Source organism: Rhizobium sp. 01T417 (assembly GCF_056398905.1).
Window position 1 is genome coordinate 86,886 of the sequence record NZ_JBFTQH010000007.1, and the last position, 25,621, is coordinate 112,506.

The 25,621-nt window shown below is 60.5% G+C and carries 24 protein-coding genes and 1 pseudogene; 11 read left to right on the forward strand and 14 right to left on the reverse strand.

All coding sequences use genetic code 11. The features are described from left to right. Position 1: 1 nt before the first annotated feature. Positions 2-1,237 carry a L,D-transpeptidase family protein gene (locus tag AC1DPR_RS10005; RefSeq protein WP_477816238.1) on the reverse strand — a complete coding sequence of 412 codons (1,236 nt, stop codon included), beginning with the start codon at positions 1,235-1,237 and terminating at the stop codon, positions 2-4. A 94-nt stretch (positions 1,238-1,331) separates the two neighbouring features. Continuing rightward, positions 1,332-2,621 carry a DNA polymerase IV gene (locus AC1DPR_RS10010; RefSeq protein WP_026371766.1) on the reverse strand — a complete coding sequence of 430 codons (1,290 nt, stop codon included), beginning with the start codon at positions 2,619-2,621 and terminating at the stop codon, positions 1,332-1,334. Between the two features lie 75 nt (positions 2,622-2,696). On the opposite strand from AC1DPR_RS10010, the gene AC1DPR_RS10015 reads away from it, so the two are divergent. After that, the gene (locus AC1DPR_RS10015) at positions 2,697-3,284 is read left to right on the forward strand and encodes a GNAT family N-acetyltransferase (protein WP_018857032.1); all 588 of its coding nucleotides are present in this window, start codon (positions 2,697-2,699) and stop codon (positions 3,282-3,284) included. On the opposite strand, the gene AC1DPR_RS10020 is transcribed toward AC1DPR_RS10015, so the two are convergent. Both AC1DPR_RS10020 and AC1DPR_RS10025 read right to left on the reverse strand, forming a co-directional pair. Next, complete coding sequence (locus tag AC1DPR_RS10020; protein WP_018857031.1) at positions 3,259-3,930, reverse strand: hypothetical protein; 672 nt, start codon at positions 3,928-3,930, stop codon at positions 3,259-3,261. The genes AC1DPR_RS10015 and AC1DPR_RS10020 overlap by 26 nt on opposite strands. 2 nt (positions 3,931-3,932) lie before the next feature. Next, positions 3,933-4,241, reverse strand: a complete 309-nt coding sequence (locus AC1DPR_RS10025) for a DUF3572 domain-containing protein (protein ID WP_018857030.1) — start codon at positions 4,239-4,241, stop codon at positions 3,933-3,935. Positions 4,242-4,373: 132 nt separating this feature from the next. On the opposite strand from AC1DPR_RS10025, the gene AC1DPR_RS10030 reads away from it, so the two are divergent. Together AC1DPR_RS10030 and AC1DPR_RS10035 are read left to right on the forward strand one after the other, a co-directional pair. Further along, positions 4,374-4,745 carry a response regulator gene (locus tag AC1DPR_RS10030; RefSeq protein WP_007531841.1) on the forward strand — a complete coding sequence of 124 codons (372 nt, stop codon included), beginning with the start codon at positions 4,374-4,376 and terminating at the stop codon, positions 4,743-4,745. An 18-nt stretch (positions 4,746-4,763) separates the two neighbouring features. Next, positions 4,764-6,134 carry a PleD family two-component system response regulator gene (locus tag AC1DPR_RS10035; RefSeq protein ID WP_113470095.1) on the forward strand — a complete coding sequence of 457 codons (1,371 nt, stop codon included), beginning with the start codon at positions 4,764-4,766 and terminating at the stop codon, positions 6,132-6,134. Between the two features lie 706 nt (positions 6,135-6,840). On the opposite strand, the gene rpmG is transcribed toward AC1DPR_RS10035, so the two are convergent. The 5 genes from rpmG to topA form a co-directional block, all read right to left on the reverse strand. After that, positions 6,841-7,008: a 50S ribosomal protein L33 gene (rpmG, locus tag AC1DPR_RS10040; RefSeq protein WP_003587245.1), complete on the reverse strand. Its 168-nt coding sequence runs from the start codon at positions 7,006-7,008 to the stop codon at positions 6,841-6,843. A 93-nt stretch (positions 7,009-7,101) separates the two neighbouring features. After that, the gene (locus AC1DPR_RS10045) at positions 7,102-8,289 is read right to left on the reverse strand and encodes an MFS transporter (protein WP_018857028.1); all 1,188 of its coding nucleotides are present in this window, start codon (positions 8,287-8,289) and stop codon (positions 7,102-7,104) included. Positions 8,290-8,545: 256 nt separating this feature from the next. After that, positions 8,546-9,001 (reverse strand): DUF983 domain-containing protein, encoded by a 456-nt coding sequence (locus AC1DPR_RS10050; RefSeq protein ID WP_018857027.1) that lies wholly within the window; start codon positions 8,999-9,001, stop codon positions 8,546-8,548. Between the two features lie 31 nt (positions 9,002-9,032). Continuing rightward, a complete protein-coding gene (gene rnr, locus AC1DPR_RS10055) occupies positions 9,033-11,405 on the reverse strand; it encodes a ribonuclease R (RefSeq protein WP_113470096.1) in 2,373 nt (790 codons plus the stop codon). After that, positions 11,402-14,053 (reverse strand): type I DNA topoisomerase, encoded by a 2,652-nt coding sequence (gene topA, locus AC1DPR_RS10060; RefSeq protein ID WP_113470097.1) that lies wholly within the window; start codon positions 14,051-14,053, stop codon positions 11,402-11,404. The genes rnr and topA overlap by 4 nt, the downstream gene beginning before the upstream one ends. A gap of 258 nt (positions 14,054-14,311) precedes the next feature. Between topA and AC1DPR_RS10065 the strand changes: the two genes are divergently transcribed. Next, on the forward strand, positions 14,312-14,443 hold the full coding sequence (locus tag AC1DPR_RS10065) for a hypothetical protein (RefSeq protein WP_477816239.1): 132 nt from the start codon (positions 14,312-14,314) through the stop codon (positions 14,441-14,443). Between the two features lie 52 nt (positions 14,444-14,495). Here AC1DPR_RS10065 and dprA read toward each other — a convergent pair. From dprA to AC1DPR_RS10085, 4 genes and pseudogenes are all read right to left on the reverse strand, one after another. Next, positions 14,496-15,604 (reverse strand): annotated as a pseudogene (gene dprA, locus AC1DPR_RS10070) (DNA-processing protein DprA). A gap of 1 nt (position 15,605) precedes the next feature. Continuing rightward, complete coding sequence (gene plsY / locus AC1DPR_RS10075) at positions 15,606-16,226, reverse strand: glycerol-3-phosphate 1-O-acyltransferase PlsY (protein WP_018857023.1); 621 nt, start codon at positions 16,224-16,226, stop codon at positions 15,606-15,608. Positions 16,227-16,246: 20 nt separating this feature from the next. Then, the gene (locus AC1DPR_RS10080) at positions 16,247-17,536 is read right to left on the reverse strand and encodes a dihydroorotase (protein WP_018857022.1); all 1,290 of its coding nucleotides are present in this window, start codon (positions 17,534-17,536) and stop codon (positions 16,247-16,249) included. After that, complete coding sequence (locus AC1DPR_RS10085; RefSeq protein ID WP_018857021.1) at positions 17,533-18,489, reverse strand: aspartate carbamoyltransferase catalytic subunit; 957 nt, start codon at positions 18,487-18,489, stop codon at positions 17,533-17,535. Before AC1DPR_RS10085 ends, AC1DPR_RS10080 begins: the two co-directional genes overlap by 4 nt. 180 nt (positions 18,490-18,669) lie before the next feature. On the opposite strand from AC1DPR_RS10085, the gene AC1DPR_RS10090 reads away from it, so the two are divergent. The 4 genes from AC1DPR_RS10090 to AC1DPR_RS10105 all read left to right on the forward strand — a co-directional run bounded on the left by AC1DPR_RS10090 (position 18,670) and on the right by AC1DPR_RS10105 (position 22,374). Continuing rightward, complete coding sequence (locus tag AC1DPR_RS10090; RefSeq protein WP_018857020.1) at positions 18,670-20,319, forward strand: acyl-CoA dehydrogenase family protein; 1,650 nt, start codon at positions 18,670-18,672, stop codon at positions 20,317-20,319. Further along, a complete protein-coding gene (locus AC1DPR_RS10095; protein WP_018857019.1) occupies positions 20,319-20,936 on the forward strand; it encodes a GNAT family N-acetyltransferase in 618 nt (205 codons plus the stop codon). The genes AC1DPR_RS10090 and AC1DPR_RS10095 overlap by 1 nt, the downstream gene beginning before the upstream one ends. 150 nt (positions 20,937-21,086) lie before the next feature. Beyond that, complete coding sequence (locus tag AC1DPR_RS10100; protein WP_018857018.1) at positions 21,087-21,749, forward strand: TetR/AcrR family transcriptional regulator; 663 nt, start codon at positions 21,087-21,089, stop codon at positions 21,747-21,749. Between the two features lie 292 nt (positions 21,750-22,041). Beyond that, on the forward strand, positions 22,042-22,374 hold the full coding sequence (locus AC1DPR_RS10105; protein ID WP_018857016.1) for a DUF6105 family protein: 333 nt from the start codon (positions 22,042-22,044) through the stop codon (positions 22,372-22,374). Here AC1DPR_RS10105 and ruvX read toward each other — a convergent pair. Then, positions 22,311-22,805, reverse strand: a complete 495-nt coding sequence (gene ruvX / locus AC1DPR_RS10110; RefSeq protein ID WP_018857015.1) for a Holliday junction resolvase RuvX — start codon at positions 22,803-22,805, stop codon at positions 22,311-22,313. The genes AC1DPR_RS10105 and ruvX overlap by 64 nt on opposite strands. A gap of 115 nt (positions 22,806-22,920) precedes the next feature. Between ruvX and AC1DPR_RS10115 the strand changes: the two genes are divergently transcribed. The 3 genes from AC1DPR_RS10115 to gatA all read left to right on the forward strand — a co-directional run bounded on the left by AC1DPR_RS10115 (position 22,921) and on the right by gatA (position 25,573). Further along, positions 22,921-23,625, forward strand: coding sequence for a metal-dependent hydrolase (locus AC1DPR_RS10115; RefSeq protein ID WP_018857014.1), 705 nt, complete (start codon positions 22,921-22,923; stop codon positions 23,623-23,625). Positions 23,626-23,749: 124 nt separating this feature from the next. Further along, positions 23,750-24,037 carry an Asp-tRNA(Asn)/Glu-tRNA(Gln) amidotransferase subunit GatC gene (gatC, locus tag AC1DPR_RS10120; protein WP_018857013.1) on the forward strand — a complete coding sequence of 96 codons (288 nt, stop codon included), beginning with the start codon at positions 23,750-23,752 and terminating at the stop codon, positions 24,035-24,037. A 54-nt stretch (positions 24,038-24,091) separates the two neighbouring features. Beyond that, positions 24,092-25,573 carry an Asp-tRNA(Asn)/Glu-tRNA(Gln) amidotransferase subunit GatA gene (gene gatA, locus AC1DPR_RS10125; RefSeq protein WP_018857012.1) on the forward strand — a complete coding sequence of 494 codons (1,482 nt, stop codon included), beginning with the start codon at positions 24,092-24,094 and terminating at the stop codon, positions 25,571-25,573. Positions 25,574-25,621: the final 48 nt, after the last annotated feature.

The window sequence follows — 25,621 nt, forward strand, 5'->3', positions numbered from 1 at the left end:
GTCAACCTCTTGTAAGGGTGATGAAGTCGGTTCCTTCGCCGGTCTCCGGTCCGAGGCCGGTGTCTGAGATTGTCAACGTCGAGCCGGTGGTCAGCATGGCGTCGATCTTCCGCCGCGCCTCCTCAGGAATATCGATACGGCTCAGCGCATTGGCGATCGGCGTGCCTGATATGATCGAGCTTTCCAGGCTGCTAATGCCGAGCCGGTTCATGATCGCGCGGGCGAGTGTGTTGGGAAGCGTCGCTCCCATCCAGTCCGCCGAGCCGGTTTCGAAATCGACGTTGTGGACAGAGAAGAAATGCGTACCGAGGGCAAGGCCCGGGTTCTCGATCGAGATCGGCGCTTCAAGAACCGGCTGGAAGCCTTGGCGAACCATGATGACGCCGTTCGGCGTCGCTCCCTTGCCCGCCGCGGCATAGACCGCCTTAATGAGCGCGTCACTTGCCGGTGACTTGTCGTTGGTCGGCTCGACTGGATGCTGCAACTTGAAATCACTGATTGCCTGAAGCGTTGCCGACCCGAGGAGGCCATCCGGTTCACCCGCGGCAAATCCGAGCTCGTTGAGATATGTCTGAAGGTCGATGATCTCCTCGCGCAGACTGCGGCGCGTAATGAGAATACGGATCGGTGTGTCGTTTGCGGGAGCGCTCGCTGCCGGCATTTGTGCAGGCGGTGGCGCGACGTCGTTCATGGCGACCTGAACGGGAGCCTGCCCGATCGTCGGCCTCAGCGAAGCGTCGGAAAGCAGTGCTGGCGGCTCCGGCATATCCGGCCGGAAGAGCGTCGGGTGATCGATCGGTTCCGGCGTTACTTCCGCGTCGGTAATGACAACCGGAACGCCCATTGCCGTCATCTTGTAGAGCTGCTTGGCGAAGGCTGCCGGCATTCGGACGCAGCCATGCGATGCTGGGTAGCGCGGCACGGAATGCGACTCGTGAAGCGCGATGCCAGACCAGGTCAGCCGCTGCATGAACGGCATCGGCGCAGCCGAATAGATATTGGATTCGTGATATCTCTGCTTCTCGATGACGGAAAAGATGCCGCTCGGCGTCGTATGGCCCGGCTTCCCCGTCGAAACCTTCGAGGTCGCCACGACCTCTGTGCCGTCGTAGAGCGTAAGCGACTGCGCATCCTTCGATACGAAGATCTGCAGCGTGCGTGCATCCGCCGCGAGAGCGGGATGCACGAGCGCGGTGGCCGACAGCAAGCCGAGGCCAAAAACGAGACGCGACAACATATGACTCAACCGATACGCAATACTTGAAGCCGAAGCCTAGTCGGTGAAGCTTAAGGAAAACTTGATATAAGGAACCCTGAGGCAGCCTCACGTATTAGTGATCGCGCTTGCCGCCAAACGTATATCCGGTCTGGACGGTGCCTTTGCCGAACTTGTCGCGCAACTTGTCCATTGCCGCTTCGGCTGCGGCCCTACGACCCGATTGCTCATCGATAAGGTCGGGCGGATCTGCGCGCGCGGGGTCGCAAAGGTCGGTGACGCCGATCCCGATGAGGCGAAACTTCGTGCCGTCCGTTTCCTTCTCCAGCAGGTCCAGCCCGGTACGGAATATCCGGTCGGCAAGCCGGGTCGGGTCTTCAAGTTTGCGATTGCGGGTGCGCAGCTTGAAGTCCGCCGTCTTCATTTTGAGAACCACGGTCTGGCCGGCGATATCATCTTTCTTCAGCCGCCAGGAGACCTTTTCGGAAAGACTGCGGAGGATCGGAACAAGCTCGTCATGGCGGGATATATCGTCGAAGAAAGTCGTTTCGGACGAGACGCTCTTCGCCGCGTCGTTCAGATGCACTTCGCGGTCGTCGATGCCCCGGGAAAGACGCGCCAGCCGCTGCCCCATGCTGCCATATCGGCGCATCAGGTCGTTTTCCTCCATCGTCTGCAACTGGCCAATCGTCCGGATGCCGTCGGCCTCCAGCGTGGCTGCAAACGCCTTGCCGACGCCCCAGATCGTCGTCACCGGCCGCGGTGCCAGGAAAAAAACTGCTTCCTCGCGGCCAATGACCGAGAAGCCGCGAGGTTTCTGAAGGTCGGACGCGACCTTCGCGAGAAACTTGCAGTAGGAGAGCCCAACGGAGATGGTTATGCCGATCTCCTTCTCGATGCGCTGGACGAACTTGGCAAGCGTGCGCGCCGGCGGATCGTGATGCAGCCGCTCGGTGCCGCCGAGTTCCAGAAACGCCTCGTCGATCGAAAGCGGCTGAACGAGCGGGGTCAGTTCCTGCATCAAGGTGCGGACTTCGCGTCCGACCTTCACGTACTTTTCCATGTCGGGTCGGATGACGACTGCCTGGGGGCAGGCCTCAAGAGCCTTGAACATCGGCATTGCAGAACGAACGCCGTGGATACGCGCAATGTAACATGCGGTCGAGACCACCCCGCGTTTGCCGCCGCCGATGATGACGGGCTTATCGGCGAGTTCTGGATTGTCACGCTTCTCGATCGCTGCATAGAAGGCGTCGCAATCGATATGCGCCAGCGTCAGTTCGTACAGCTCCTTGTGTCGCACAAGCCGGGGGCTGCCGCACGCCACACAACGGCACGTTTCGGCCTTCTGCTCGGCAAGGCAGTCGCGACAGAAGCCGGGTGTCTTGGCGTAGGCAAGTGTCATGATGAGAACAAAGATTGAACATCGCAACATTAGCCTCTAAACTTTCGAGTCTCAAGAGAGGCTGGGAGGTTTGCATTGGATATCGATCTCCGTTTCGAGCCGGTGACAGCAGACCGGTGGAGTGACTTCGAACGGCTCTTCGGTCCCCGCGGAGCGTTTTATGATTGCTGGTGTGTCGCGCTTCGCTTGCCTCATGCCGTGCGGACGAAGATGAGGCCGGACGAGCGAAAGTCGCACATGCTTGGCAGGATCGCTGTCGGGCCGCCGCCAGGTATTCTGGCCTATGCCGATGAGGAACCGGTCGCCTGGGTTCAGGTCGGGCCAAGGCACGACGTACCGCAATTCAACTCGTCGCGGACAGTGTCCCGACCGATGGAAGAGGGTGATGCACACGATCCGTCATTCTGGGCGGTGAGTTGTTTCTTCCTGACATCGCATTTGCGTGGGCAGGGGCTCAGCCATCAACTGCTTGCCGGTGCGATCGACCATGCGTGGCGCCACGGTGCCCGCTACCTCGAGGGCTGTCCGATTGACCACGTCAAGCAATCGAAGTCGGTGACGCTCTGTATTGGATCAACCGCGATCTTCGATGCGGCTGGATTTGAAACCGTGGCCAGACGAAAGGATGGCCGACCGCTCATGCGGCTGGACTTGCGCCCTTGAGGACATCCGCCGAGAAATGCGCCCTCAGCAACTCTGCGGCATGGTCCCAGCCGGCGGCGGCGACGATGTTTCCAACTGGCGGTGGCGCGAACGGCTTGAAATCCGCGTTGGCCATCATGGTCAGGAGCAAGCACTTAGGCACATGATGGGCAACGGAAAGGAGATTGCGTTGCATATCATCGATGAAGGCGACTGGCAGGCTTCGGCCATCATGCAGCCTTGCGACGACGGGCCCCTTGGGCTCTTCCGTGGCGATCAGGTCGAACGAGAGGTCGAGCTGATTGAGAAATTCGCGCCGGATACCGTGGTGCCGAGGTGGCATCGCGGTCAAGAAGACGATGTCGGCGTCGGCCGAAAGCGACTGCAGTGTTTCAACGGCTTTTTCCGCCGGTTTCTGCCAGAGGTGCTGGTTCGCGAAGAACACTTCCTCGAACGAATCGACGGCGTCCCTATCCAGCTCGCTGCCGTCAAGCAGAGAGACGATATTACCGTAGAGGCGGAACGACCGCGGCAGGAGGTCGTAGCTGTGCGAGCGCAGGAAAGCGGTGAAGGGAGTGAGGAACTCGAGAACCACTTCGTCGATGTCGCACACAACCAAAGGCCGGTCGCCGAGGCGCACCTGGCTGACGTTGGTAGCAATATCCATGCTCAAAATTCTCCAGAGCCAAGTCCCGGCGGCGAAAAGTGCAGCCATGCCGCATTCAATGCGTCGGGCGCGGTGCCGGTCGCTTGGCAGAAGGCCATCGCCGTCGGCTCGTGCTGCATGACGAAATCCATCATGCCGGAAAGGAAGCCGGGATCGCTGACCACGCGGCGCACCTGGGCCGGTTCAACACCGGTCAATGCGAGAAAACGACCGAACAGATCCGGATCGTTGGCAAGCCAGGCAAGAACGGAGATCGCAGTCTGCTGCGGATCGGCCGCGAGTTGTTTCGAAGTCTTGAAGTTGCTTTGCATTTTTCTGGGTAAATTACCTATTTTTCAACCAAATAGCGATAGTGTGCCGCGATCGGTTCTATGGAACCATGCCATCGCAGAAGTCTTCTTCATGCGGGGAAGCGGTACCGGAACGGACGTAGGACGCGTGTCATGCCCAAGCAGGTGATGATTGTAGAAGATAACGAGCTCAACATGAAGCTCTTTCGCGACCTCATCGAGGCGTCCGGTTACACGACGATTCAGACCCGAAACGGCATGGAAGCGCTCGACCTCGCGCGCAAATACCGGCCCGATCTGATTTTGATGGATATCCAACTCCCCGAGGTTTCTGGTCTCGAGGTTACCAAATGGCTGAAGGAAGACGATGACCTGCACGTCATTCCTGTTATCGCCGTTACAGCATTTGCCATGAAAGGTGACGAGGAACGCATACGCCAGGGCGGCTGCGAGGCCTATGTCTCCAAACCCATTTCCGTTCCTAAATTCATTGAGACGATCAAGACCTATTTGGGCGATGCCTGACGCATCGGAAAGAAGCCTATGACTGCGCGCATTCTCGTGGTTGATGACATTCCGGCCAACGTCAAGTTGCTCGAGGCGCGGCTAGTCGCGGAGTATTTCGATGTCTTGACCGCCGGCGACGGCTATCAGGCCCTCGCAATATGCGAGCGCAACCAGGTCGATCTTGTCCTTCTTGATATCATGATGCCGGGGATGGACGGCTTCGAGGTCTGCGAGCGCCTGAAGGCCAATCCCAAGACCTCGCACATACCTGTCGTCATGGTGACGGCCTTGGATCAGTCGGCCGATCGCGTGCGTGGTCTGAAAGCCGGCGCAGACGATTTTCTCACCAAACCGGGCAATGACCTTCAGCTGATTTCCCGGGTGAAGAGCCTGTTGCGGCTGAAGACGCTCAGCGACGAATTGCGCATTCGCGCCGAAACAGCGCAGACCATGGGGATCGATGAACTGCTGCGAACCGGCGAGGGGCGGGGCGACGAATCGGGCCAGGTGCTGCTGGTCGACGGACGCGCCAATTCGCAGGAACGCATCATCAAGGCGCTGAAGCCCATCGCCGATGTCTCGGCAATCTCGGATCCGCAGGCGGCACTCTTCGAAGCGTCGGAAACCCCCTTTGAACTGGTTATCGTCAACGCCAATTTCGACAACTATGATCCGCTGCGCCTGTGCTCGCAGCTTCGTTCGCTCGAGCGCACGCGCTTTCTACCGATCCTGATCATCACCGAGCAGGGCGACGACGACATGGTGATCCGGGCCCTGGAACTCGGCGTCAACGACTATATCGTCCGGCCGGTCGATCCCAATGAGCTGGTGGCGCGCAGCCTGACGCAGATGCGCCGCAAGCGTTATAATGATCGCCTGCGCGCGAGCGTGAAGCAAACGATCGAGCTTGCCGTGACCGATCCGCTGACCGGGCTCAGCAACCGCCGCTACCTGGATAATCACCTCAGCACGCTCTTCAATCGCTCGATGGCGCGAGGTCGTCCGCTATCGGTGCTGATCACCGATATCGATCGCTTCAAGCAAGTCAACGACACCTATGGCCATGATGCGGGGGATGATGTGCTGCGGGAGTTTGCAAGGCGCATCCGCTCCACCGTCCGTGGTGCCGATCTGGCCTGCCGATACGGCGGCGAGGAATTCGTAGTGGTTATGCCGGATACCTCGCCCGAAGTGGCGGCAGCCGTCGCGGAGCGACTGCGCTCGGTGGTCGAGACGGTACCGTTCCTGCTGAAGTCAACGGGGCAGGAACTGGACGTCACGGCGTCCTTCGGCATTTCGTCGCGGATCTCCTCCATCCTCACTCCAGGGCAGTTGATGAAGCAGGCGGACCTTGCGCTTTACGAGGCAAAAACGGGTGGCCGTAATCGCGTGGTCGCCGCCGCTTGAGCAATGCTTCTATGAGGCATTTCAGGTCATCCACAACTTGCTAATTAAGGGCGGACGGCACGGCAACGAAGTAATTGCAGTTGCAAAGCCGGCATTTCCCTCCGAAGGTTTGCTCGCTCTTGATATCATGCTAGGCAGATGCCGCGCGGTTGCTGGGACAAATGTGAGGATCAATCGGATGTAGCCGGCATTTCGCAAGTAGCCGCGAATGGACAAGCTTTGGCCCGCATCGGCGGAAGCTAATACTATTGGGCTATAGTTTCGGCCTTCTTTGCCCATTAGGCGCTATTCTTGCAAAAGTACGCGATTCCAAGCTTTAAAAACTGTCCCAAAGCCGTACTTTTAACCATGAAATCAAGCCCAGAAATCTAACCATTAAGAATTTGTTGATTTTCTTTCATTTTCGAGCAAATTATCGGCCATAAGAGATAAGTACTCCCGTGAGGAGTCCGAGGTACCCCATGATGCTCAGGTCCGCCGCATCTCCTGGGTCGTGGGGTCGGTCGGCTGGTTTGCAACAATAAGCGGTTCCTCGTGCCGCGTTGCTTGCTGGTCGACCCCCTTTCAGGAAAACGCCGTCCTTTCCGCATTTTAGGAAGGACGGCGTTTCTGTTTTCAGGCCTCGAGACCAGACGGCAAAGCCGGCAAACAAAAAGGCGCGCAGCCCATGGGCGCGCGCCTCTTCGAAAAACGTCAGATCAAGCGATTACTTGATCTTGGTTTCCTTGAACTCGACGTGCTTCTTAGCAATCGGGTCGTACTTGGTCTTCGTCATCTTGTCGGTCATCGTACGGCTGTTCTTCGTCGTGACGTAGAAGAAACCGGTGTCGGCCGTCGACAGCAGCTTGATCTTGATTGTGGTAGCCTTGGCCATGGTCGTCCTGCCTTTAATAAAATGAAAGCCGTGGCAGGCCGGATAGGCTCCACGGCAAATTCTGGCGCGAAACTACGAATCCCGCCCGAAAAGTCAAGCCCGCTTTCGGAGGAAAAGCAGCCTGATCGAGGAAAGCAGGGCATAAAGCCCGAAGAATCCGGCGATCGCCCAGGCAAAACCGTTGTTGCCGGCAACGTCGATGGCGGCGCCGATAACCTGCGGCCCGGCCACAGTGCCAACCGCGTAACAGAATACAAAGGCCGCGTTGGCTGCTGCGAGGTCCGAGCCGGTCAGGCGAGAGCCGAGGTGACTGAGTCCCACCGTATAAAGGCCCGCGACACAGCCGCCCCAGAACAGAAGTACGGTCGCCATCAGAATCCAGCTGTGCACGAGAACCGGCAGCATCAGGGAACCTATCAGGCCCATGAAGGCCATCGCGGCCAGCAGCGGGCGCTTGTCCTTCATGCGGTCCGAGAGCAGCCCAACCGGGATCTGGAAGATCACGTTGCCGATTCCCATCACCGTCAGCAGCAGCGCGGCCTGAGATTCCGTAAAGGAGGCGCGCACCGCATAGATCGGGAACAGTGCCAAACCGCCGGCTTCGACGGCCCCGAAAATGAAGACGGCGGCCGTTGCGGTGGGCACAAGGAAGACGTAGCGCATGAAATGAAGTTCAGGCTTCTCCTCGAGAACCGGGCTTTCGTAGCGTGCGATGTAGATGGGAATGGCGGCCAACAAGACGGCACCAGCGCCGACCGCGAATGGAAGCACGCCCTCGCTGCCGAGAATCGAAAAGAGCAGCGGCCCGCCTGCAAAACCGAGCGAAAGGACGGTTGCATAGATGCCGAGCACGAAGCCGCGCTTGGAGGGCGGCGAGGCGGCATTGATCCAGAATTCCGATAGGATGAACAGCGTCGTCGTCGCGCCGTGAAAAGCGAACCGCAGCGGAAACCACATCCAGAAGTCCTGGGCATAGTAGAAGCCGAGTGCGCTGATCGCTGAAATCACGACGGCCCAGATCATCGTCGGGGCGACGCCGTATTTGTGCGCCAGTTTCGTGGTGATCGGCGCAGCCGCCATGGCGGCAACCCCGGCCATCGCCGTATTCAGTCCGATCAGTGTCGATGGAATGCCGCGCTTTTCGAGAATGATGCTGAGAAGCGGGAGTCCCAGGCCGATTGCTATGCCGACAGCGGAGATGGACGAAATGGCTGCCACCAGTGAAGGCCAGTGAATTTCTTCGACATCGCCTGGTGTTGTGCCGTTCCGCGGCTGAGACATATACGCATCCTTAGAGACCTGCTGCACAGAATCGCTCACCGCGACGCACCATAGAAAGGCACAGGCGTGCCAAATCCAAGTGACGGCTGTGCTTTACAAGATGAAATGCGCTGGCGGCAATAACCTGGATGATCTTGAAGTCGTATAGTCAAAGAAGCTTACCGAATACACATGAGATTTCGCCCCGCGGAACCGCAGCGCCGTTGGGGCTGCCACTACACGTCAATTGTGTCGTCAAGGTGAAGGCAGAAATGTCCTAGCGCTTGCGGCCCGGTATCTCGTAGGCGTCATGATCGTCGGTTTGTCCACCGAAGCCGTGCATCTTCAACGCCCATTGCAGACCGATGACACCGCCCTTGATCGGCTGGATGATCAAAAGCGTGGCAATCAATGTGATGGGTGTCCAGATCGCGAAGGTCAGCCAGAGGGGCATTGGCCAAACGAGATCCGTTGCCATGTAGCCGCCGATGATGACATGGCCGATCACCACGATTGCAAGGTAAGGCGGTAGGTCGTCCGAGCGATGATGGTACATGGCCTCGCCACAGGCGGCACAATTGTCCACCGGCTTCAGGAAGCTTTTGAAGAGTTTGCCGCTGCCGCATGCGGGGCAGGTGTTCATCATGCCGCGCTTGACAGAGCGGCCGAGCGGACGTTCCGCCTCCTGATTGCTTCCGTAACGGATCGTCTGGTCGCTCGAGGTGGTCGTCATCGTTCGTTTCCTTTCGCGGCGCCCTACACGCCTATCGCCGCCCTCTTGGCGGCCTTGTCCCGGCCTTCTTGCGTGCCCGGCTTGCGTCCCGCCGGCCCGCCTTGTGGAACGAACGGACAGCTGTGGGCATTTTTCGCCCTTCGCTGATCATCTCGAAGCGTAGCGCACCGGCAAGCGGAATGGCTTCTGCAAGCTTGACCGTGACACTGTCGCCGAGGCGATATCCGAGCCCGGTCTTTTCGCCAGACAGCGCCTGGTGCGCCTCATCATAGATGAAGTAGTCCGTTCCGAGCGTAGATATAGGAACGAAGCCGTCTGCTCCATAGTCCGGGAGAGTGACAAATAGTCCCGATTTCGTCACACCTGATACGCGTCCTTCGAATTCCTCGCCGACGCGGCCGGCAAGATGATGCGCAATCAGGCGGTCCACCGTTTCGCGCTCGGCCGCCATCGCGCGGCGCTCGAAGGTTGAGATCTCGGCGGCGATGTCGTCGAGCGCGGCCTCTTCGTCGGGCGTGATCCCGCCTTCACCGAAGCCGAGCGAACCGACCAGCGCCCGATGCACGATCAGGTCCGCATAGCGCCGGATGGGCGAGGTGAAGTGCGCGTATTTCATGAGGTTCAGGCCGAAATGCCCGATATTCTCGGGGCTGTAGATCGCCTGGCTCTGAGAACGCAGCACCATCTCGTTGACCATCGTCTGGTGCGGCGTGTCGTCTGCCTTGGCGAGGATCATGTTGAAATTGTTGGCGCGCATGTTGCCGCCCTTGGCAAGCGATATGCCAAGCGTTGCCAGGAACTCGCGCAGCACTTCCTGCTTGGCGAGCGTCGGCCCGTCATGGATACGGTAGATCAGGACTTGCCGCTTCTTCTCCAGCGTCTCGGCGGCCGAGACGTTGGCCTGGATCATCATTTCCTCGATCAGCTTGTGTGCATCGAGGCGCGGCGGCACGAAGACGCGCTCCACGGTGCCGTCAGGCTTTAGCAGGATCTTGCGTTCCGGCATGTCGAGTTCAAGCGGCTGCCGGCGCTCGCGGCCGCGCGTCATGATCCTGTAGGCATTCCACAACGGCTTCAAGATTGGTTCCAGAAGCGGTCCCGTCTTGTCATCCGGCTTGCCATCGATGGCCGCCTGCGCCTGCTGATAGGAGAGCTTTGCAGCGCTCTTCATCATGACACGGTGGAAGGTGTGGCCGATTTTGCGGCCTTCCTTCGAAAACACCATACGAACGGCAAGCGCCGGCCGGTCCTGACCTTCTCTCAGCGAGCAGAGATCGTTCGAGATGCGCTCCGGCAGCATCGGCACGACCCGGTCGGGGAAGTAGACCGAGTTGCCGCGCTTCAGAGCTTCGCGGTCGAGTGGCGAGCTCGGGCGGACGTAATAGGAGACGTCGGCGATGGCGACCGTAACGATAACGCCGTCCGGATTGTCGGGAGAAGGGTCAGTTTCCGCATAGACGGCGTCGTCATGGTCTTTCGCATCCGCCGGGTCGATGGTGATCAGCGGGACATCTCGCCAATCTTCGCGATGCGACATCGTCGCAGGTTTGGCATCGTCGGCTTCGGCGACCACAGCAGGCGGAAATATATAAGGGATTCCGTGAGCATGGATGGCGATCATCGAGATCGCCTTCTCGGATGCGACCGAACCGACAATCGACAGGACCTTGGCGCGTGCCAGGCCGAAGCGCCCAAGGCGAGCGACTTCGACTTCAACCAGATCGCCGTCCTTGGCCTCGCCCTTGTAGTCAGGGTCGATCACCATTTCCTCGCCGCGTCGGTCGATCGGAAGCAGACGGCCGGCTCCTCCCGGCGCATCCTTGAAGACCCCGAGCAGCGCACCGCGGCGCTTGTCCAAAATCTTGATGATGCGCGCCGTGTAGGCCGGCCCACCACGGTCGGCGGCCGGAAAGATCTTCGCCAGGATGCGATCGCCCATGCCGGCAACCAGCGCCTTGCCCTTGCCGTTGCGCCCGGCAGGCGAGGTCGACTGGCGAATAGCGACAGCAGGCGCAACGCCCTGATCGTCAGGCCACTCCGCCGGGCGGCCGATCAGTTCGCCATCCTTGTCGCGCGTCGTGATGTCGAGCACGGTGACAGGCGGCAGTGCGCCCGGCCGGATCAGCGACTTGCGCGTCTTCTGCAGCATGCCTTCCTGCTCCAGTTCGCGCAGGAGGTGTTTCAGCTCGACCCGGCTGTCGCCTTTCAGCCCGAAGGCCTTTGCGAGTTCGCGCTTCGAGGCCTTCTGCGGATGATCGGCGATGAAGCGCAGGATCACGTCGCGGGAAGGCAGGGCTCCGTGAGCGATGTTCAGCGGTTCGGCTGCGGGTTGTTGGCTGGCGCGTCCAATCTTGCCGGGACGCTTGCCCATGCCCTTCATTCTTTCCCGCGGGATTTTGCTCACTCTTTGCTCTTTTTCGTCTTTGCCGGCGCCTTGGCCTTCGCCGTCTTCGGCTTGGCCGCGGTCTTGGTCGTCGTGGTTTCAGCCGCAGCGGCCTTCGCCTTCGGTTTTGCCTTACTCTTCGAAGCCGGTGCCTTGCCGGCCTTGGCGGCGATCAGCGCCAGCGCTTCCTCGACGGTCAGGGCCTGCGGATCGGTGCCCTTCGGCAGCGTCGCATTGACCTTGCCCCAGTTCACATAGGGGCCGTACTTGCCGTCGCGAACCGTGATTGCGCCGCCGTCGGGATGGTCGCCGAGCTCTTTCAGAGCTGCCGCCGCCGTCCTCCCACCCGGCGCCTTGCTCGCCTTCTCGGCGATCACGGTGACAGCGCGGTTGAGGCCGATCGAGAAGACGTCTTCGACGCTTTCAAGGTTGGCGTAGCCTCCATCATGCAGCAGGAACGGCCCATAACGGCCGATGCCGGAAGAAATCATCTTGCCGGTTTCCGGGTGCTTGCCGATGTCGCGTGGCAACGAAATCAGCGCCATCGCCTTTTCGTAATCGATGTCCTCAGGCTTCCAGCCCTTCGGCAGGGAAGAACGCTTGGCTTCCTTGCCTTCGCCACGCTGGATGTAGGGGCCGAAGCGTCCTGAACGCAGGGTCAGTTCTTCGCCAGTCACCGGATCGGAACCGAGATTCTTAGGCTCGTTCAGCGCAACGCCTTCGGCCTCCGAACCGCCTTCTGACGAAAGCTGGCGGGTATAGTTGCATTCGGGATAGTTCGAGCAGCCAACGAAGGCGCCGTATTTTCCAAGCTTAAGCGAAAGATTGCCGGTGCCGCAAACTTGACAGATGCGCGGATCACCGCCGTCTTCTCGTTTCGGGAATACAAGTGGCGCCAGTGCCTCGTTAAGCGAATCGAGGACGTTGGTGACACGAAGTTCCTTCGTATCCTCGATCTGGGAGAAGAAGTCCTTCCAGAAATCGCGCAGCACCTGCTTCCAGTTCAGCTCCCCGGCAGAGATCCGGTCGAGCTTCTCTTCAAGATCTGCCGTAAAATCGTATTCGACGTACTTGGTGAAGAAGCTTTCGAGGAAGGCCGTCACCAGCCGGCCCTTGGCCTGCGGGATCAGTTTGCGCTTGTCGATGGTGACGTATTCGCGGTCACGCAAGGTCGCCAGCGTCGCCGCGTAAGTCGACGGACGCCCGATGCCGAGCTCTTCCATCTTCTTGATCAGCGTTGCCTCGGAGTAGCGCGGTGGCGGCTCAGTGAAGTGCTGAGTCGAATTGATCTTCTGCTTCGCAAGGTTCTCACGAGCGTTGATCTCGGGCAGGCGACCATCCTCGTCACCGTCGTCGCTCTGTTCGCCATCTTCCTTCTGGTCGGTATAGGCGGCGATGAAGCCGTCGAAACGGATCACCGAGCCGACAGCGCGCAGCCCAGCTTTCTCACCTTTGTTGTCGGCGGTGATTTCAGCCGTCGTGCGTTCGATCTCAGCCGATGCCATCTGGCTCGCAATGCCCCGCTTCCAGACGAGGTCGTAAAGCCTCAACTGGTCGGCATCCAGGTACTGCCGCACGCGGTCGGGCGACCGATTGAAATCAGTCGGGCGGATCGCTTCGTGCGCTTCCTGTGCGTTCTTTGCCTTGGTCGAATAGAAGCGCGCCTTCTCGGGCATGTAGCGCTGGCCGAATTGATCGACGATGGCCTTGCGTGCCGCGTCGATGGCTTCGGGCGCCATCTGGACGCCGTCCGTACGCATGTAGGTGATCAGACCAACTGTTTCGCCACCAATATCAACACCCTCGTAGAGCTTCTGGGCGATCTGCATCGTCCGCGACGCCGAAAAGCCAAGTTTCGAGGACGCTGCCTGCTGAAGCGTGGAGGTTGTGAAGGGTGGTCCCGGGTTGCGCTTGACCGGCTTCGCCTCGACCGTGTCGACGACATAGGTCGCGCCTTCCAGAAGTGCCTTGAGCTTGCCGGCTTCTTCGCCGTTTCCGATCGCGCGAGGCTGCAACCGCTTGCCATCAGCCGCAACCAGTTTCGCTTCAAACTCGTCGCCTCGCGGCGTTTTCAGGAGAGCCGAAAGGTTCCAGTACTCTTCAGAGATGAAGCGTTCGATTTCGGATTCGCGATCGCAGACCAGGCGCAGCGCCACTGACTGTACGCGGCCGGCCGAACGCGCGCCGGGGAGCTTGCGCCAGAGAACCGGCGACAGATTGAAACCGACGAGATAGTCGAGGGCACGGCGAGCGAGATACGCATCAACCAGCGGAACATCGATGTCGCGCGGGTCGGCCATGGCGTCGAGCACGGCCTTCTTCGTGATCGCATTGAAAACGACCCGCTTCACGGTCTTGCCGTTCAGGACGCGCTTCTTGTTCAGCATGTCGAGGACGTGCCAGGAAATCGCTTCACCCTCGCGATCCGGGTCGGTTGCGAGGAATAGGCTGTCGGATGACTTCACAGCGTCGGCGATGTCCTTCAGTCGCTTGGCAGACGCGCCGTCGACCTCCCACAGCATCTCGAAATCCTGGTCGGGAAGGACCGAGCCGTCCTTGGCAGGCAGATCGCGGACATGGCCGAAGGAGGCGAGCACCTTGTATCCGGAGCCCAGATACTTGTTGATCGTCTTTGCCTTGGCGGGCGATTCTACCACTACAACATTCATCATGATTCTCTAAAAAAACGTGCCAAGCCGGTGCATAAGCAGATGGAATCCCTGCCGTGCCAGGATAACCGGCTCTTCGACATGGACAGGGAAATCGTTTCGGTCAAGTGGTCTGACCTCATTTTTGCGTATTACAACGCGATGCAACCAATGCGAGATAGCGAACGTATTGCAAGTTAGGATAATTTAGGTATCGTTTTTGGAGTGTGGTTCGGGCTAGCCGAAAGGCGGCGTTTCTCTTTCCTCAGAGACTATCCCATGGCGGCCAAGTTCGCAAAGAAAGATACCGGACGATCCGGCTCGCAAGAGAACATCGCGTTCATCAGGCAGATGCTGGCTGAGTTGCGGCGAGTGGCGGAAAAAGAGAACGCCGATATGCTCTGCATCTGATCGTGATGGCCTATGTGGAGGCCGGCGATCTGCAGGCCCGGATGTAGGGATCTCAGTCGCCAATCGCAAGAGAGACGAAGCCGCCGGGATGGCGATGAAGCCGTCCGGCATTATCAAGCTCCAGCAGGACAAGACAAACCGAAGCCGCCGGCAAACCGGTGTGACGGATGATATCATCGATCTCGACGGGCGTCGGGCAGAGCGCATCGACGAAAAGCGAGCGATCGGATTCGTCGGGCGGAAGCATCGAACGGCCACCCTCGCGCTCCGGCTCCTCGGCGACCGGCGTTGAGTACCGTTCGATCTGCGAGAGGGGCGCCAGAGCTTCGGTGACGTCATCTGGCGTCGTGACAATCATGGCACCGTCTTTCAACAATCCATTCGTGCCATGGCAGCGCGGATCGAGCGGTGAACCCGGCACCGCAAATACCAGCCTGCCAAACTCGCCGGCCAGTCTTGCGGTGATCAGCGAGCCCGAGCGCATCGCTGCTTCGACGACAACGACCCCCAGCGAAACGCCGGCGATGAGCCGATTTCGGCGCGGAAAGTCGCGTGCCCGCGGTTCCCAGCCGAACGACATCTCACTGACGGCGAGCCCGTTGCCATTCCAGATATCGTCAAGCAGATCGGCATTCTCCGGCGGGTAGGGCTGATCCAGACCTCCGGCCATGGCGACCACCGTTCCGGTATCGAGGCTTGCACGATGCGCTGCGGTATCTATGCCGCGCGCAAGGCCGGAGACCGCGACATAGCCGGCTCGGCCGCACTGGCGCGCAATCGTGGCGGGGAACTTGGCGCCGCTGATGGAGGCATTGCGGGAGCCGACGATACCGACGCCAGGCTGCGAAGAGACGGCGAGATTGCCTTTGACGGCAAGCAGCGGCGGCGCACGTCGACTTGCTTCAACGCCTGTGTGTATTCTGGCTCGCCGATGCCAACAAAGCGGGCGCCGAAGCGGCGCGCGGCCTCCAACTCCTTATGCGCTTCGCTCTCCGTCGCTATCCGGATGGAGAGCGTGGCGCCGCCGCGCGCAGAAAGCTCGGGCAGGGCGGCCAGCGCCGTCTCGGCGGATCCGAAGTGATTGACGAGATCGCGAAAGGTCGCAGGCCCGACATTGTCCTAGCGAATGAGACGCAGCCACGCGGCGCTGAGAGCGTCCATCCTATCCCTTCGCCCCGATCTTGGTTTCCGTCCCGCTCATCAGGCGGGAGATATTGGCCTTGTGCTTCCAGTAGGAGATAATAGTCATGATGGCCATAACAGCTGCAACCTTCTCGGCGCCCAGTATCCACAATGCAACCGGAATTACAAGCATTGCAACCAGTGCTGAAAGCGATGAGTACCGGGTCGTGAAGGCGACGGCCAGCCAGACCGCGGCGAAGACGAGAACCATGATCGGCGCAATGCCGAGCAGTGTTCCGATATAGGTGGCAACACCCTTGCCACCCTTGAAGCCGATCCAGACCGGGAAGAGGTGACCGATAAAGGCAAAGAAGCCGGCGATCAGCGCCGCCTCGCTGCCCAAAAAATAGCCGACGATCGAGGCTGCTGCAGACGCCTTCAGAGCATCGAGAAGAAGCGTTGCGGCTGCAAGCTTCTTGTTGCCGGTTCTGAGCACATTGGTCGCGCCGATATTGCCGGATCCGATGCTGCGGACGTCACCGAGCCCGGCTGCCTTCGTCAGGATCAGGCCGAAAGGAATGGAGCCGAGCAAGTAGCCGATGGCGGCAGCCACGAGCGCGATAGGCAGCGTGATCTGCCAGGTCATAAGATCCGAGACCATGTTCCCCTCCGGTGGTCTTTTTATATGCTATGCACGCACTGTCCGGCGACATAGGTCGCTACAGCGCGTCCGCTGAAGCGCGCGTCTTCGAACGGCGTATTCTTCGAGCGGGAAAGAAGCATGTCCTTCGAAACCAGCCAAGGGTCATCGAGGTCGATCAGCGTAATATCTGCCTTCGCGCCCGGCTTCAGCGTGCCCGCCTCGAGGCCGAAGATCTGCGCCGGCCGCGTCGACATGGCATCGATGAGGCGCATCAGGCTGACCTGGCCGCTGTGATGCAGGCGGAGTGCCGCAGCAAGCATCGTTTCAAGGCCGATGGCGCCATCAGCCGCTTCGCCGAACGGTAGGCGCTTTGTGTCGACATCCTGCGGATCATGCGAGGAGACGATGATATCGATCGCGCCGCGCGCCAGCGCATCCACCATCGCGACGCGATCGTCTTCGGATCGCAGCGGCGGGTAGAGCTTGAAGAAGGTGCGGTACTCGCCGATGTCGTTCTCATTGAGGGAGAGATTGTTGATCGAGATGCCGCAGGTCACGGTCGCACCGCGGCTCCGGGCAAGCTCAATCGCCTCGACCGATTCCGGCACGGAGATCATCGCGGCGTGGTAGTTGCCGCGCGTCAGCTTGGCGATGCGCAGGTCGCGCTCGAGCGGGATCAGTTCCGCTTCCTTCGGGATGCCGCCGAGACCGAGCCAACTGGCAAACAGTCCCTCATGCATGACACCGGTGGCGCCGAGATATTTGTCGCGGGTCTCGCAGGATATCACCGCGCCGAATTCGCGCGCATAGGTCATCACCCGGCGCAGGACCTGCGTGTCGTGGACACTCGAGCGGCCGTCGGTGAACGCGACTGCGCCCGCTTCCATCAGCAGGCCGATCTCGGTCATTTCCTCGCCGGCAAGATGCTTGGTGATCGCCGCAGCCGGATAGACGTGGACCAGCGCCTTGTCCTTCGCCGTCTTCTTGACGAACTCGACCAGCGCGATGTCGTCGATGACAGGATCGGTATCCGGCATCATGATGATCGAAGTGATGCCGCCGGCTGCCGCCGCACGGCTCGCCGATGCCATTGTCTCGCGATGTTCGGCTCCGGGTTCACCGATATGGACGCGGGCATCCACCAAGCCTGGGGTGGCGACGAGACCGGTGCAATCGCGCACGTCGGCGCCAGCGGGCGCTCCTTGGTTCTGCGCATCCGCGCCGGCTGCCACGATCATGCCATCCTTGACAATGATCGTGCCGACTTCATCGAGATTGCGCGAGGGGTCGATGATACGAACGTTCTTGAGGACGATCGAGTTCTTCATGCGCCGGCTCCTTCGGTACGCGGACCCTGATTTTGCGAGACCAGCAGCGTCTCCATCACGGCCATGCGCACCGCGACCCCCATTTCCACCTGTTCTGCAATCACGCTCTGCGGTCCATCCGCAACCTCGGAGGAGATCTCGACGCCACGGTTCATCGGGCCGGGATGCATGACGAGGGCATCTTCCTTCGCCGCCTTGAGGGTCTCCGCGTCGAGCCCATAGAAGTGATAGTACTCGCGAACCGACGGCACGAAGGCCCCGGACATGCGCTCGCGTTGCAGGCGCAGCATCATCACCACGTCAGCGTCCTTCAGGCCCTCCTTCATGGAATGGAAGACCTCGACGCCCATGTCGGCGATGCCAGCCGGCAGTAGCGTTGCCGGCGCGACAACTCGCACGCGTGCGCCCATGGCATTCAGCAAAAGGATGTTCGAGCGCGCCACGCGCGAATGCAGGACGTCGCCGCAGATCGCGACGATGATGCGCGACAGCTTGCCTTTGGCGCGGCGGATTGTCAGCGCGTCGAGAAGCGCCTGGGTCGGATGCTCGTGCTGGCCGTCGCCGGCGTTGACCACCGAGCAGGAAACCTTCTGCGCGAGCAAGGCGGCGGCACCAGCGCTCGAATGGCGGATGACAAGCACATCGGGCCGCATCGCGTTCAGCGTCATCGCCGTATCGATCAGCGTCTCGCCCTTCTTCACCGAAGAATTGCCGACGGACATATTCATCACGTCGGCGCCGAGGCGCTTTCCGGCGAGCTCGAAGGAAGATTGGGTGCGCGTCGAAGCTTCGAAGAACAGGTTGATCTGTGTCAGGCCTCGCAGCGTCGAGGTTTTCTTCTCTCTCTGCCGACTGATCTTGACGGCCTCGTCGGCCTTGTCGAGGAGAAAGGTGATATCCTGCTCGGTGAGCCCTTTGATACCGATGAGGTGGCGGTGGGGAAAGAAGACCATGAACCTGCCTCTTGCTGTCGTCTGCGGGGTCTATAAAGAGTGAGCCGGGCGGCGGCAAGCTTGCGCTGTGGGCAAAGGCCCGTCTCCCCCTGCAATTTTACCCGAATTCAACTATTGCAGAGGTAGGGAAATTATAACTTCCGGTTTCCCTTTGCCTGCCTCTTACACTAGAAGCGATTCATGACGCCTGCCGAAGAGAAACTTGCCGAACTCAACCAGCCGAGCCTTTGGTCCGGCATCAATGCCTACAGGTCCGATCCGCTGATCGTCGATCTGACCGGCACGTTGCCGCGTGGGATCCGCGACGACCTCGACAATATGGGGCGGTACGTGACCTCGCCGGAAGCGCAGGAGCTGGCGCGCATGGCGAATCAGGGCACGCCGCAGCTGCGCACGCACGGTCCGCGCGGCGAGCGGCTCGATGTCGTCGAATTCCACCCGGCGTGGCACGCGCTGATGCGCCGTTCGATGGCATCGGGACTCCACTCGTCGGTCTGGGATCCGCAGGCGGACACCGAGGCGAAGAACCAGGCGCACAAGGTCAGGGCAGCGCGCTTCTACCTGACCGCACAGCTGGAATCCGGTCACCTGTGCCCGCTGACGATGACGAGTGCGTCCGTCGCGGCGCTGTCGGCTTCGCCGGCCGTGCAGAAGGACTGGGCGCCGAAGATCCTGTCGCGCAAATATGATTCCACCAACAAGCCGGCCATGCAGAAGTCCGCCGTGACCATCGGCATGGGCATGACCGAGAAGCAGGGCGGCACTGACGTCCGCGCCAACACGACGACGGCGGAAAAGGTCAGCGAAGGCATTTACCGTCTGTCCGGTCACAAGTGGTTCATGTCGGCGCCGATGAGCGACGCCTTCGTGATGCTGGCGCAGACGAAGGATGGAATGGGATGCTTCCTCGTTCCACGTCTGCTGGAAGATGGCTCGGCAAACGGCCTGCACTTCCAGCGTCTGAAGGACAAGGTCGGCAACCGCTCCAATGCTTCGTCAGAAGTTGAATTCAGCGATACGTTCGGATTTCTGCTCGGTACGCCGGATGGCGGTATCCGCACTATTCTCGACATGGTGACACTGACGCGGCTCGACTGCGCGCTGGCCTCCTCGGGCATTATGCGCGCCTCGCTGGCTGAAGCCGTGCACCACACCCGTGGGCGCAGCGTCTTCGGCAAGATGCTGGTCAGCCAGCCGATCATGACGCGCGTCTTGGCCGATATGGCGCTCGATGTGGCGGCGGCGACAGCGCTGTCCTTCCGCCTTGCCGATGCGTTCGACAAGGCGCGCGGCAGCGCTGAAGAAGCAGCCTACGCGCGTGTCATGACGCCGGTTGCGAAATACTGGTGCTGCAAGATCGCGCCGCCATTGATCTACGAGGCGATGGAGTGCATCGGCGGCAGCGGCTACATTGAGGAGCGCCCGATCGCTCGTCATTATCGCGAAGCGCCGGTCAATGCGATCTGGGAGGGCTCGGGCAACGTCATGGCGCTCGACGTGCTGCGCATTCTGAACCGCGGCAAGGATCTCTTCGAGACGGTGTTTGCCGGGCTCGCGCGCGATCTCGGCCCGGCCGGGAAGAAGACGATTGATGTGCTGCGCGCCGCCATGGCGCTCTGCGAGCGGGACGAGGGCGCTGCGCGCCTCCTGGTCGAGCAGTTGGCGCTCGCCGCCGGCGCCGCCGAGCTTTATCGCCTTGGGGCGGGGCGGATCGCCGATGCCTTCATCGAGACCCGCCTCGCGGGCGGCTGGCGCTCGACCTATGGCATGCTGGATTCACGTTTCGACGCCAGCTACATCGTCGATCTTCTTTATCCGCCGGCAAGCTGATGACAGCGCTGCGTCCCATCCGCACCGATGATCTCGAGCAGATCTATCTGATATCGCTGGTGACGGGCGATGCTGGCGGCGATGCGACCAGATTGCATCGCGACGGCAAGCTGATCGGACACATCTATGCTGCGCCTTACGTCTTGCTCAGTCCGGAAACCGCTTTAGTGGCGGAAGATTCTGAGGGCGTGGCCGGGTATATCGTCGGCGTTCACGACACGCGTTCCTTCGAGGAGCGGCTGGAGCGCGAGTGGTGGCCGGCGCTTCGCAAGGTTTACGCCGACCCGCAGGGCGATTCTGCCGGCTGGGACGCGGATCAGAAGCGCATTGCCACAATCCATCACCCGGCGCATGCGCCTGCAGCGCTGGTCGAATCCTTTCCGGCCCACATCCACATGAACCTCCTGCCGCGATTACAGGGACAGGGGATGGGCACCAAGCTGCTCGATCGATGGTTTGCCGATGCGCTGGAGGCAGGCGTGGAGGGTGTCCACCTCGGAGCCAGCGCGAGCAATCATGGTGCGGTACGATTCTGGGGCTCTCGTGGTTTCGCCCGCCTCGCTCCACCGCTGGTGGAGCCTTCCGACCGGACCGTCTGGTTTGGGCAGAAACTCTAGGGGCACAGCACTTGTGTCGCTGAGCGGTGACACCTGCTCACCTGTTTGCACCCATAGCAAACTGTCCACAATCTTTGAGCGGCCTGTCCGTTGCCGGGTCCGAGCGGCGTTGCTACTCACCGCAAAGTGACAATTCGGACCGAATCCCTGATGCTCAATGATCCCATGGTGTTGGCGCCCGTAGTCGGCAGCGTCGTCGTCGAACCCGAAAAGCGTATCCGCGACCGAAGCGCGACGGAGAAAGCGATCCTCTGGGCAGCCAAGTCGCTGCTGGCGGAGGAGGGGTTCCAGAATTTCGGCATCAACGCCGTTGCCCGCCGCGCGGGGTGCGACAAGCAGCTGATCTACCGCTACTATGGCGGCCTCAACGGGCTGGTGGAGGCGATCGGCGCGGATCTTGGTACCTGGGTCAAGGATCGCATTCCCGAAGATACCGGCGGCATGTTTCTCCTGACTTACGGCGATCTGATGGAGCGGCTATCGCTGCTGTTCCTCGAGGCCTTGCGAGACGATCCGCTTGTTCGCCGCATCGTCGCCTGGGAAGTTTCCGAAAACACCGAGCAGGTGAGGCGGCTTTCGGAGGCGCGGTCGAAGGCCTTGGCAAACTGGCTCGATCGCATGCGCGGATCGCTGACGCCGCCGAAGGGTGTCGACGTCCTGGCCGTCAATGCGATTCTGATCGCAGCTATCCAGCATCTCGTGCTTTCCGCGTCCTCGAGCGATCAATGCGCGGGCCTCGCATTGAAAACGCCGAGGGATTGGGAGAAGGCGGCGACCGCCCTGAAGCGCATCGTTCGCGGAGTCTACGGCTGAGGCGAGTTCGGCCATCCACAGGCGTCCCGTTACGCGTTAACCTTAACAAATGGTTTACGTTGCGCTCTCGCGGTTAACAAGTCACGTTGCTGGGCAGTCCAAAATGTTGGGTGTCTGGGACCATGGGAACCAAAATCGCGAGAGCCACGTTTCTTGTTGCCGCGATGATGTTTTTCGCTGTGCTTGCGCTGGATATTGCCGTACCGGCGCTGGTTCTGGGTTCGATGGCGTTGTCGATATGGGCGGTGTCTTACGAGGGACTATCCATTCGAAAAGAACGAGAGACGACCGCATGAAGTGGTTCCTGATCTTCTGGGCCGGTCCCATTGTCTTCCTAGCGGGATGGTACTGGCTCTCTTACTACGACATGAATTTCGGTATCTTCATGCTCAGCAGGCAAGTCCATGACCTGACCTTCGAGATTTATGGGAAGGTGCTCGGCATTCCTCCGGAAACCATTCCGCCGCTGGTCGCCCGTGCGATCGTCGTCGACAGTCTTGTCGTTTTCGCAATTATTGGGTTCCGCCGGCGTAAGGCGATCACCGCATGGTGGCGTGCCCGTCACGCATCGAAATCGTCCCATGCCGCTCTGCCGAGCAAGGAAAGCCTGTCGAGCGCTCCTTGAAGAATGAAGCTTGCCGCCGCCGAGTCGATGCGCTCGGCACGCTGCCTGCGCGATACGTCCATTTCCAGTAGCGCGCGCTCGGCAGCGACCGTCGACAGACGCTCGTCCCAGTAGACGAAGGGCAAGGCGGTCTTCTGCTCCATGTTGCGCACGAAGGCGCGTGTTGCCTGCACGCGCGGCCCGGCCGATCCGTCCATGTTGATAGGCAGGCCGATGACGAAGGCCGCGGCCTTCTCCTTCTCGGCAAATTCCAGCAACGTTGCCGCATCGATCGTGAATTTCTCGCGCTTGATGACAGGGCGCGGCGTCGAAAAGCGCCGGCCGAGATCGGACATCGAAAGCCCGATCGTTTTCGTGCCGAGATCGAGACCCGCGATCGCCTGTCCCGGCTGCAGCGCAGTTGCCAGTTCTTCGATCGTCAGCACCGTCATCGTCGTTCCATCCCGTCAAAAGAATTTGAAGCAGTGCCGCTTTTCTTTGTAGCGGCATCGGATATGTCCATAACGAGCAAAGCAGGCTTTTGCATCGGCAATAAAGGAGAATTTCATGAAGATCACTTGGCTTGGTCACTCTGCTTTCCGCATCGAGATCGGAAGGGCAAAAATCCTGCTGGATCCGTTCCTCACGCACAATCCGTCCTTTGCGGGGCAGGCTGCAAAGGATGTTGCCCGCGGCGTCACGCATATTCTTCTGACGCACGGTCACGGCGACCATGTCGGCGACTCGGTTGCGCTTGCCAAGGAAACCGGTGCGGTCGTTCTCGCCAATGCCGATCTCGCCGCCTGGCTAGGTTCGAAGGGCCTGACGAAGATCGAAGCGGGCAACACCGGCGGCACGATCTCGTTCGACGGTTTTTCGGCGACTTTCACCAATGCGCTGCATTCGTCCGCGCAGATCACCGAGGACGGCGTCTCTCATGCGCTCGGCAATGCCAACGGCCTGATGCTGCATTTCGACGAGGAGGCTTCTATTCTTGCCATGGGCGATACCGACATCTTCTCCGACATGGCGCTGATCAACGAACTGCACCAGCCGGATATCGGATTCGTGCCGGTTGGCGACCGATTCACCATGGGCGGCGCGGTTGCCGCTCTCGCCTGCCAGCGTTACTTCAACTTCAAGACCGCCATACCCTGCCACTACGGCACGTTCCCGATCATCGACCAGACGCCCGAGAAGTTTGTCTCCGGCATGGATGGATCGAAGACGGCGGTGAAAACGCCGACGCCGGGCGAAAGCCTTTCTCTCTAGTCGAGGTCCGCTGAACCGCGTCGACTTCGGTCGCGGAATTCTACACAATCCAAAGGCCATGCCCGTTGCACGTGGCGGGCATGGCCTTTATAGCGGGTAGGAAAAATCCTATCCGGAGAATGTCATGTCCGTCGACTTTGCCACCGTTAAGCGCGTAGCGCGCCTTGCCCGTATTGCCGTTTCGGAGGAAGAGGCAAACCGCATGGTTGGCGAGTTGAATGGTATCCTCGGTTTTGTCGAGCAGCTCTCCGAAGTCGATGTCGAAGGCGTCGAGGCAATGACATCGGTCACGCCGATGAAGATGAAGAAGCGCACGGACGAAGTTACCGAAGGCAACAAGGCCGCCGACATCGTCTCGAATGCGCCCGTTACCGATCAGAATTTCTTCCTGGTACCCAAGGTCGTCGAATAAGGCTTTTCGCCGCTTTCCGAACCCGTTGCCATTCCAGATTTGAAGCGAATTACCATGAGCGAACTTACCAGCCTGACCATTGCCGAAGCCCGTACGAAGCTGCGCGCCAAGGAGATCAAAGCGACCGAACTGACCGAGGCCTACATCTCGGCGATCGAGGCCGCCAACGACAAGCTCAACGCCTACGTCAAGGTTACGCCGGAGAAGGCGCTGCAGATGGCCGAAGCCTCCGATGGGCGGCTTGCCAGCGGCAAGGGCGGTGCGCTTGAAGGCATCCCGCTCGGTATCAAGGACCTGTTCGCCACCGAAGGTATTCATACGCAGGCCTGCAGCCACATCCTCGACGGTTTCAAGCCGCATTACGAGTCGACCGTCACCCAGAACCTGTGGGACGACGGTGCCGTGATGCTCGGCAAACTCAACATGGACGAGTTCGCGATGGGCTCCTCCAACGAGACCTCCTACTACGGCGCAGTGATCAACCCCTGGCGTTCGGCCGGCTCCAACCAGCAGCTGGTGCCCGGCGGATCCTCCGGCGGCTCGGCAGCAGCCGTTGCAGCTCACCTCTGCGCCGGCGCCACGGCAACCGATACCGGCGGGTCGATCCGCCAGCCCGCAGCCTTCACCGGCACGGTCGGCATCAAGCCGACCTACGGCCGCTGCTCGCGCTGGGGCACGGTGGCCTTCGCGTCGTCGCTCGATCAGGCTGGCCCGATCGCGCGCGATGTGCGCGACGCCGCAATCCTCCTGAAGTCGATGGCCTCAGTCGATCCCAAGGATACGACCTCCGTCGATCTGCCGGTTCCGGACTATGAGGCAGCCCTCGGCCAGTCGCTGAAGGGCATGAAGATCGGCATTCCGAACGAGTACCGTGTCGATGGCATGCCGGAGGAAATCGAAACGCTCTGGCAGCAGGGAATTGCCTGGCTGAAAGACGCCGGCGCCGAGATCGTCAACATCTCGCTGCCGCACACCAAATATGCCCTGCCGGCCTACTACATCGTCGCCCCGGCCGAAGCCTCGTCGAACCTCGCCCGCTATGACGGCGTCCGCTACGGCCTGCGCGTCGATGGCAAGGACATCGTCGACATGTACGAAAAGACGCGCGCAGCGGGCTTCGGCAAGGAAGTCAAGCGTCGCATCATGATCGGTACCTACGTCCTCTCGGCCGGCTACTATGACGCCTATTACATCAAGGCCCAGAAGGTCCGCACGCTGATCAAGCGCGACTTCGAACTGGCGTTCAACGCCGGCGTCGACGCGATCCTGACGCCCGCAACCCCCTCGTCCGCCTTCGGCGTCGCCGATGAGAATCTCGCCTCCGATCCGGTCAAGATGTACCTGAACGACATCTTCACGGTGACGGTGAACATGGCCGGCCTGCCGGGTATCGCCGTTCCTGCTGGCCTGGACCATGGCGGCCTGCCGCTCGGTCTGCAGCTGATCGGCAAGCCGTTCGATGAAGAAACGCTCTTCAAGACGGCGCATGTGATCGAACAGGCCGCAGGCAAGTTCACGCCCGCCAAGTGGTGGTAACGAGTCGCATCGGTATCAGCCGCCCAAGAGGCGGCCGCTTCGTTGTCG

Bases quoted from the DNA above. Each gene is read 5' to 3' on its own strand.
- AC1DPR_RS10005 (WP_477816238.1), bottom strand. From the start codon at position 1,237: ATGTTGTCGCGTCTCGTTTTTGGCCTCGGCTTGCTGTCGGCCACCGCG.
- AC1DPR_RS10010 (WP_026371766.1), bottom strand. From the start codon at position 2,621: ATGACACTTGCCTACGCCAAGACACCCGGCTTCTGTCGCGACTGCCTT.
- AC1DPR_RS10020 (WP_018857031.1), bottom strand. From the start codon at position 3,930: ATGGATATTGCTACCAACGTCAGCCAGGTGCGCCTCGGCGACCGGCCT.
- AC1DPR_RS10025 (WP_018857030.1), bottom strand. From the start codon at position 4,241: ATGCAAAGCAACTTCAAGACTTCGAAACAACTCGCGGCCGATCCGCAG.
- AC1DPR_RS10030 (WP_007531841.1), top strand. From the start codon at position 4,374: ATGCCCAAGCAGGTGATGATTGTAGAAGATAACGAGCTCAACATGAAG.
- AC1DPR_RS10035 (WP_113470095.1), top strand. From the start codon at position 4,764: ATGACTGCGCGCATTCTCGTGGTTGATGACATTCCGGCCAACGTCAAG.
- rpmG (WP_003587245.1), bottom strand. From the start codon at position 7,008: ATGGCCAAGGCTACCACAATCAAGATCAAGCTGCTGTCGACGGCCGAC.
- AC1DPR_RS10045 (WP_018857028.1), bottom strand. From the start codon at position 8,289: ATGTCTCAGCCGCGGAACGGCACAACACCAGGCGATGTCGAAGAAATT.
- AC1DPR_RS10050 (WP_018857027.1), bottom strand. From the start codon at position 9,001: ATGACGACCACCTCGAGCGACCAGACGATCCGTTACGGAAGCAATCAG.
- topA (WP_113470097.1), bottom strand. From the start codon at position 14,053: ATGAATGTTGTAGTGGTAGAATCGCCCGCCAAGGCAAAGACGATCAAC.
- AC1DPR_RS10065 (WP_477816239.1), top strand. From the start codon at position 14,312: ATGGCGGCCAAGTTCGCAAAGAAAGATACCGGACGATCCGGCTCGCAA.
- plsY (WP_018857023.1), bottom strand. From the start codon at position 16,226: ATGGTCTCGGATCTTATGACCTGGCAGATCACGCTGCCTATCGCGCTC.
- AC1DPR_RS10080 (WP_018857022.1), bottom strand. From the start codon at position 17,536: ATGAAGAACTCGATCGTCCTCAAGAACGTTCGTATCATCGACCCCTCG.
- AC1DPR_RS10085 (WP_018857021.1), bottom strand. From the start codon at position 18,489: ATGGTCTTCTTTCCCCACCGCCACCTCATCGGTATCAAAGGGCTCACC.
- AC1DPR_RS10090 (WP_018857020.1), top strand. From the start codon at position 18,670: ATGACGCCTGCCGAAGAGAAACTTGCCGAACTCAACCAGCCGAGCCTT.
- AC1DPR_RS10095 (WP_018857019.1), top strand. From the start codon at position 20,319: ATGACAGCGCTGCGTCCCATCCGCACCGATGATCTCGAGCAGATCTAT.
- AC1DPR_RS10100 (WP_018857018.1), top strand. From the start codon at position 21,087: ATGCTCAATGATCCCATGGTGTTGGCGCCCGTAGTCGGCAGCGTCGTC.
- AC1DPR_RS10105 (WP_018857016.1), top strand. From the start codon at position 22,042: ATGAAGTGGTTCCTGATCTTCTGGGCCGGTCCCATTGTCTTCCTAGCG.
- ruvX (WP_018857015.1), bottom strand. From the start codon at position 22,805: ATGACGGTGCTGACGATCGAAGAACTGGCAACTGCGCTGCAGCCGGGA.
- AC1DPR_RS10115 (WP_018857014.1), top strand. From the start codon at position 22,921: ATGAAGATCACTTGGCTTGGTCACTCTGCTTTCCGCATCGAGATCGGA.
- gatC (WP_018857013.1), top strand. From the start codon at position 23,750: ATGTCCGTCGACTTTGCCACCGTTAAGCGCGTAGCGCGCCTTGCCCGT.
- gatA (WP_018857012.1), top strand. From the start codon at position 24,092: ATGAGCGAACTTACCAGCCTGACCATTGCCGAAGCCCGTACGAAGCTG.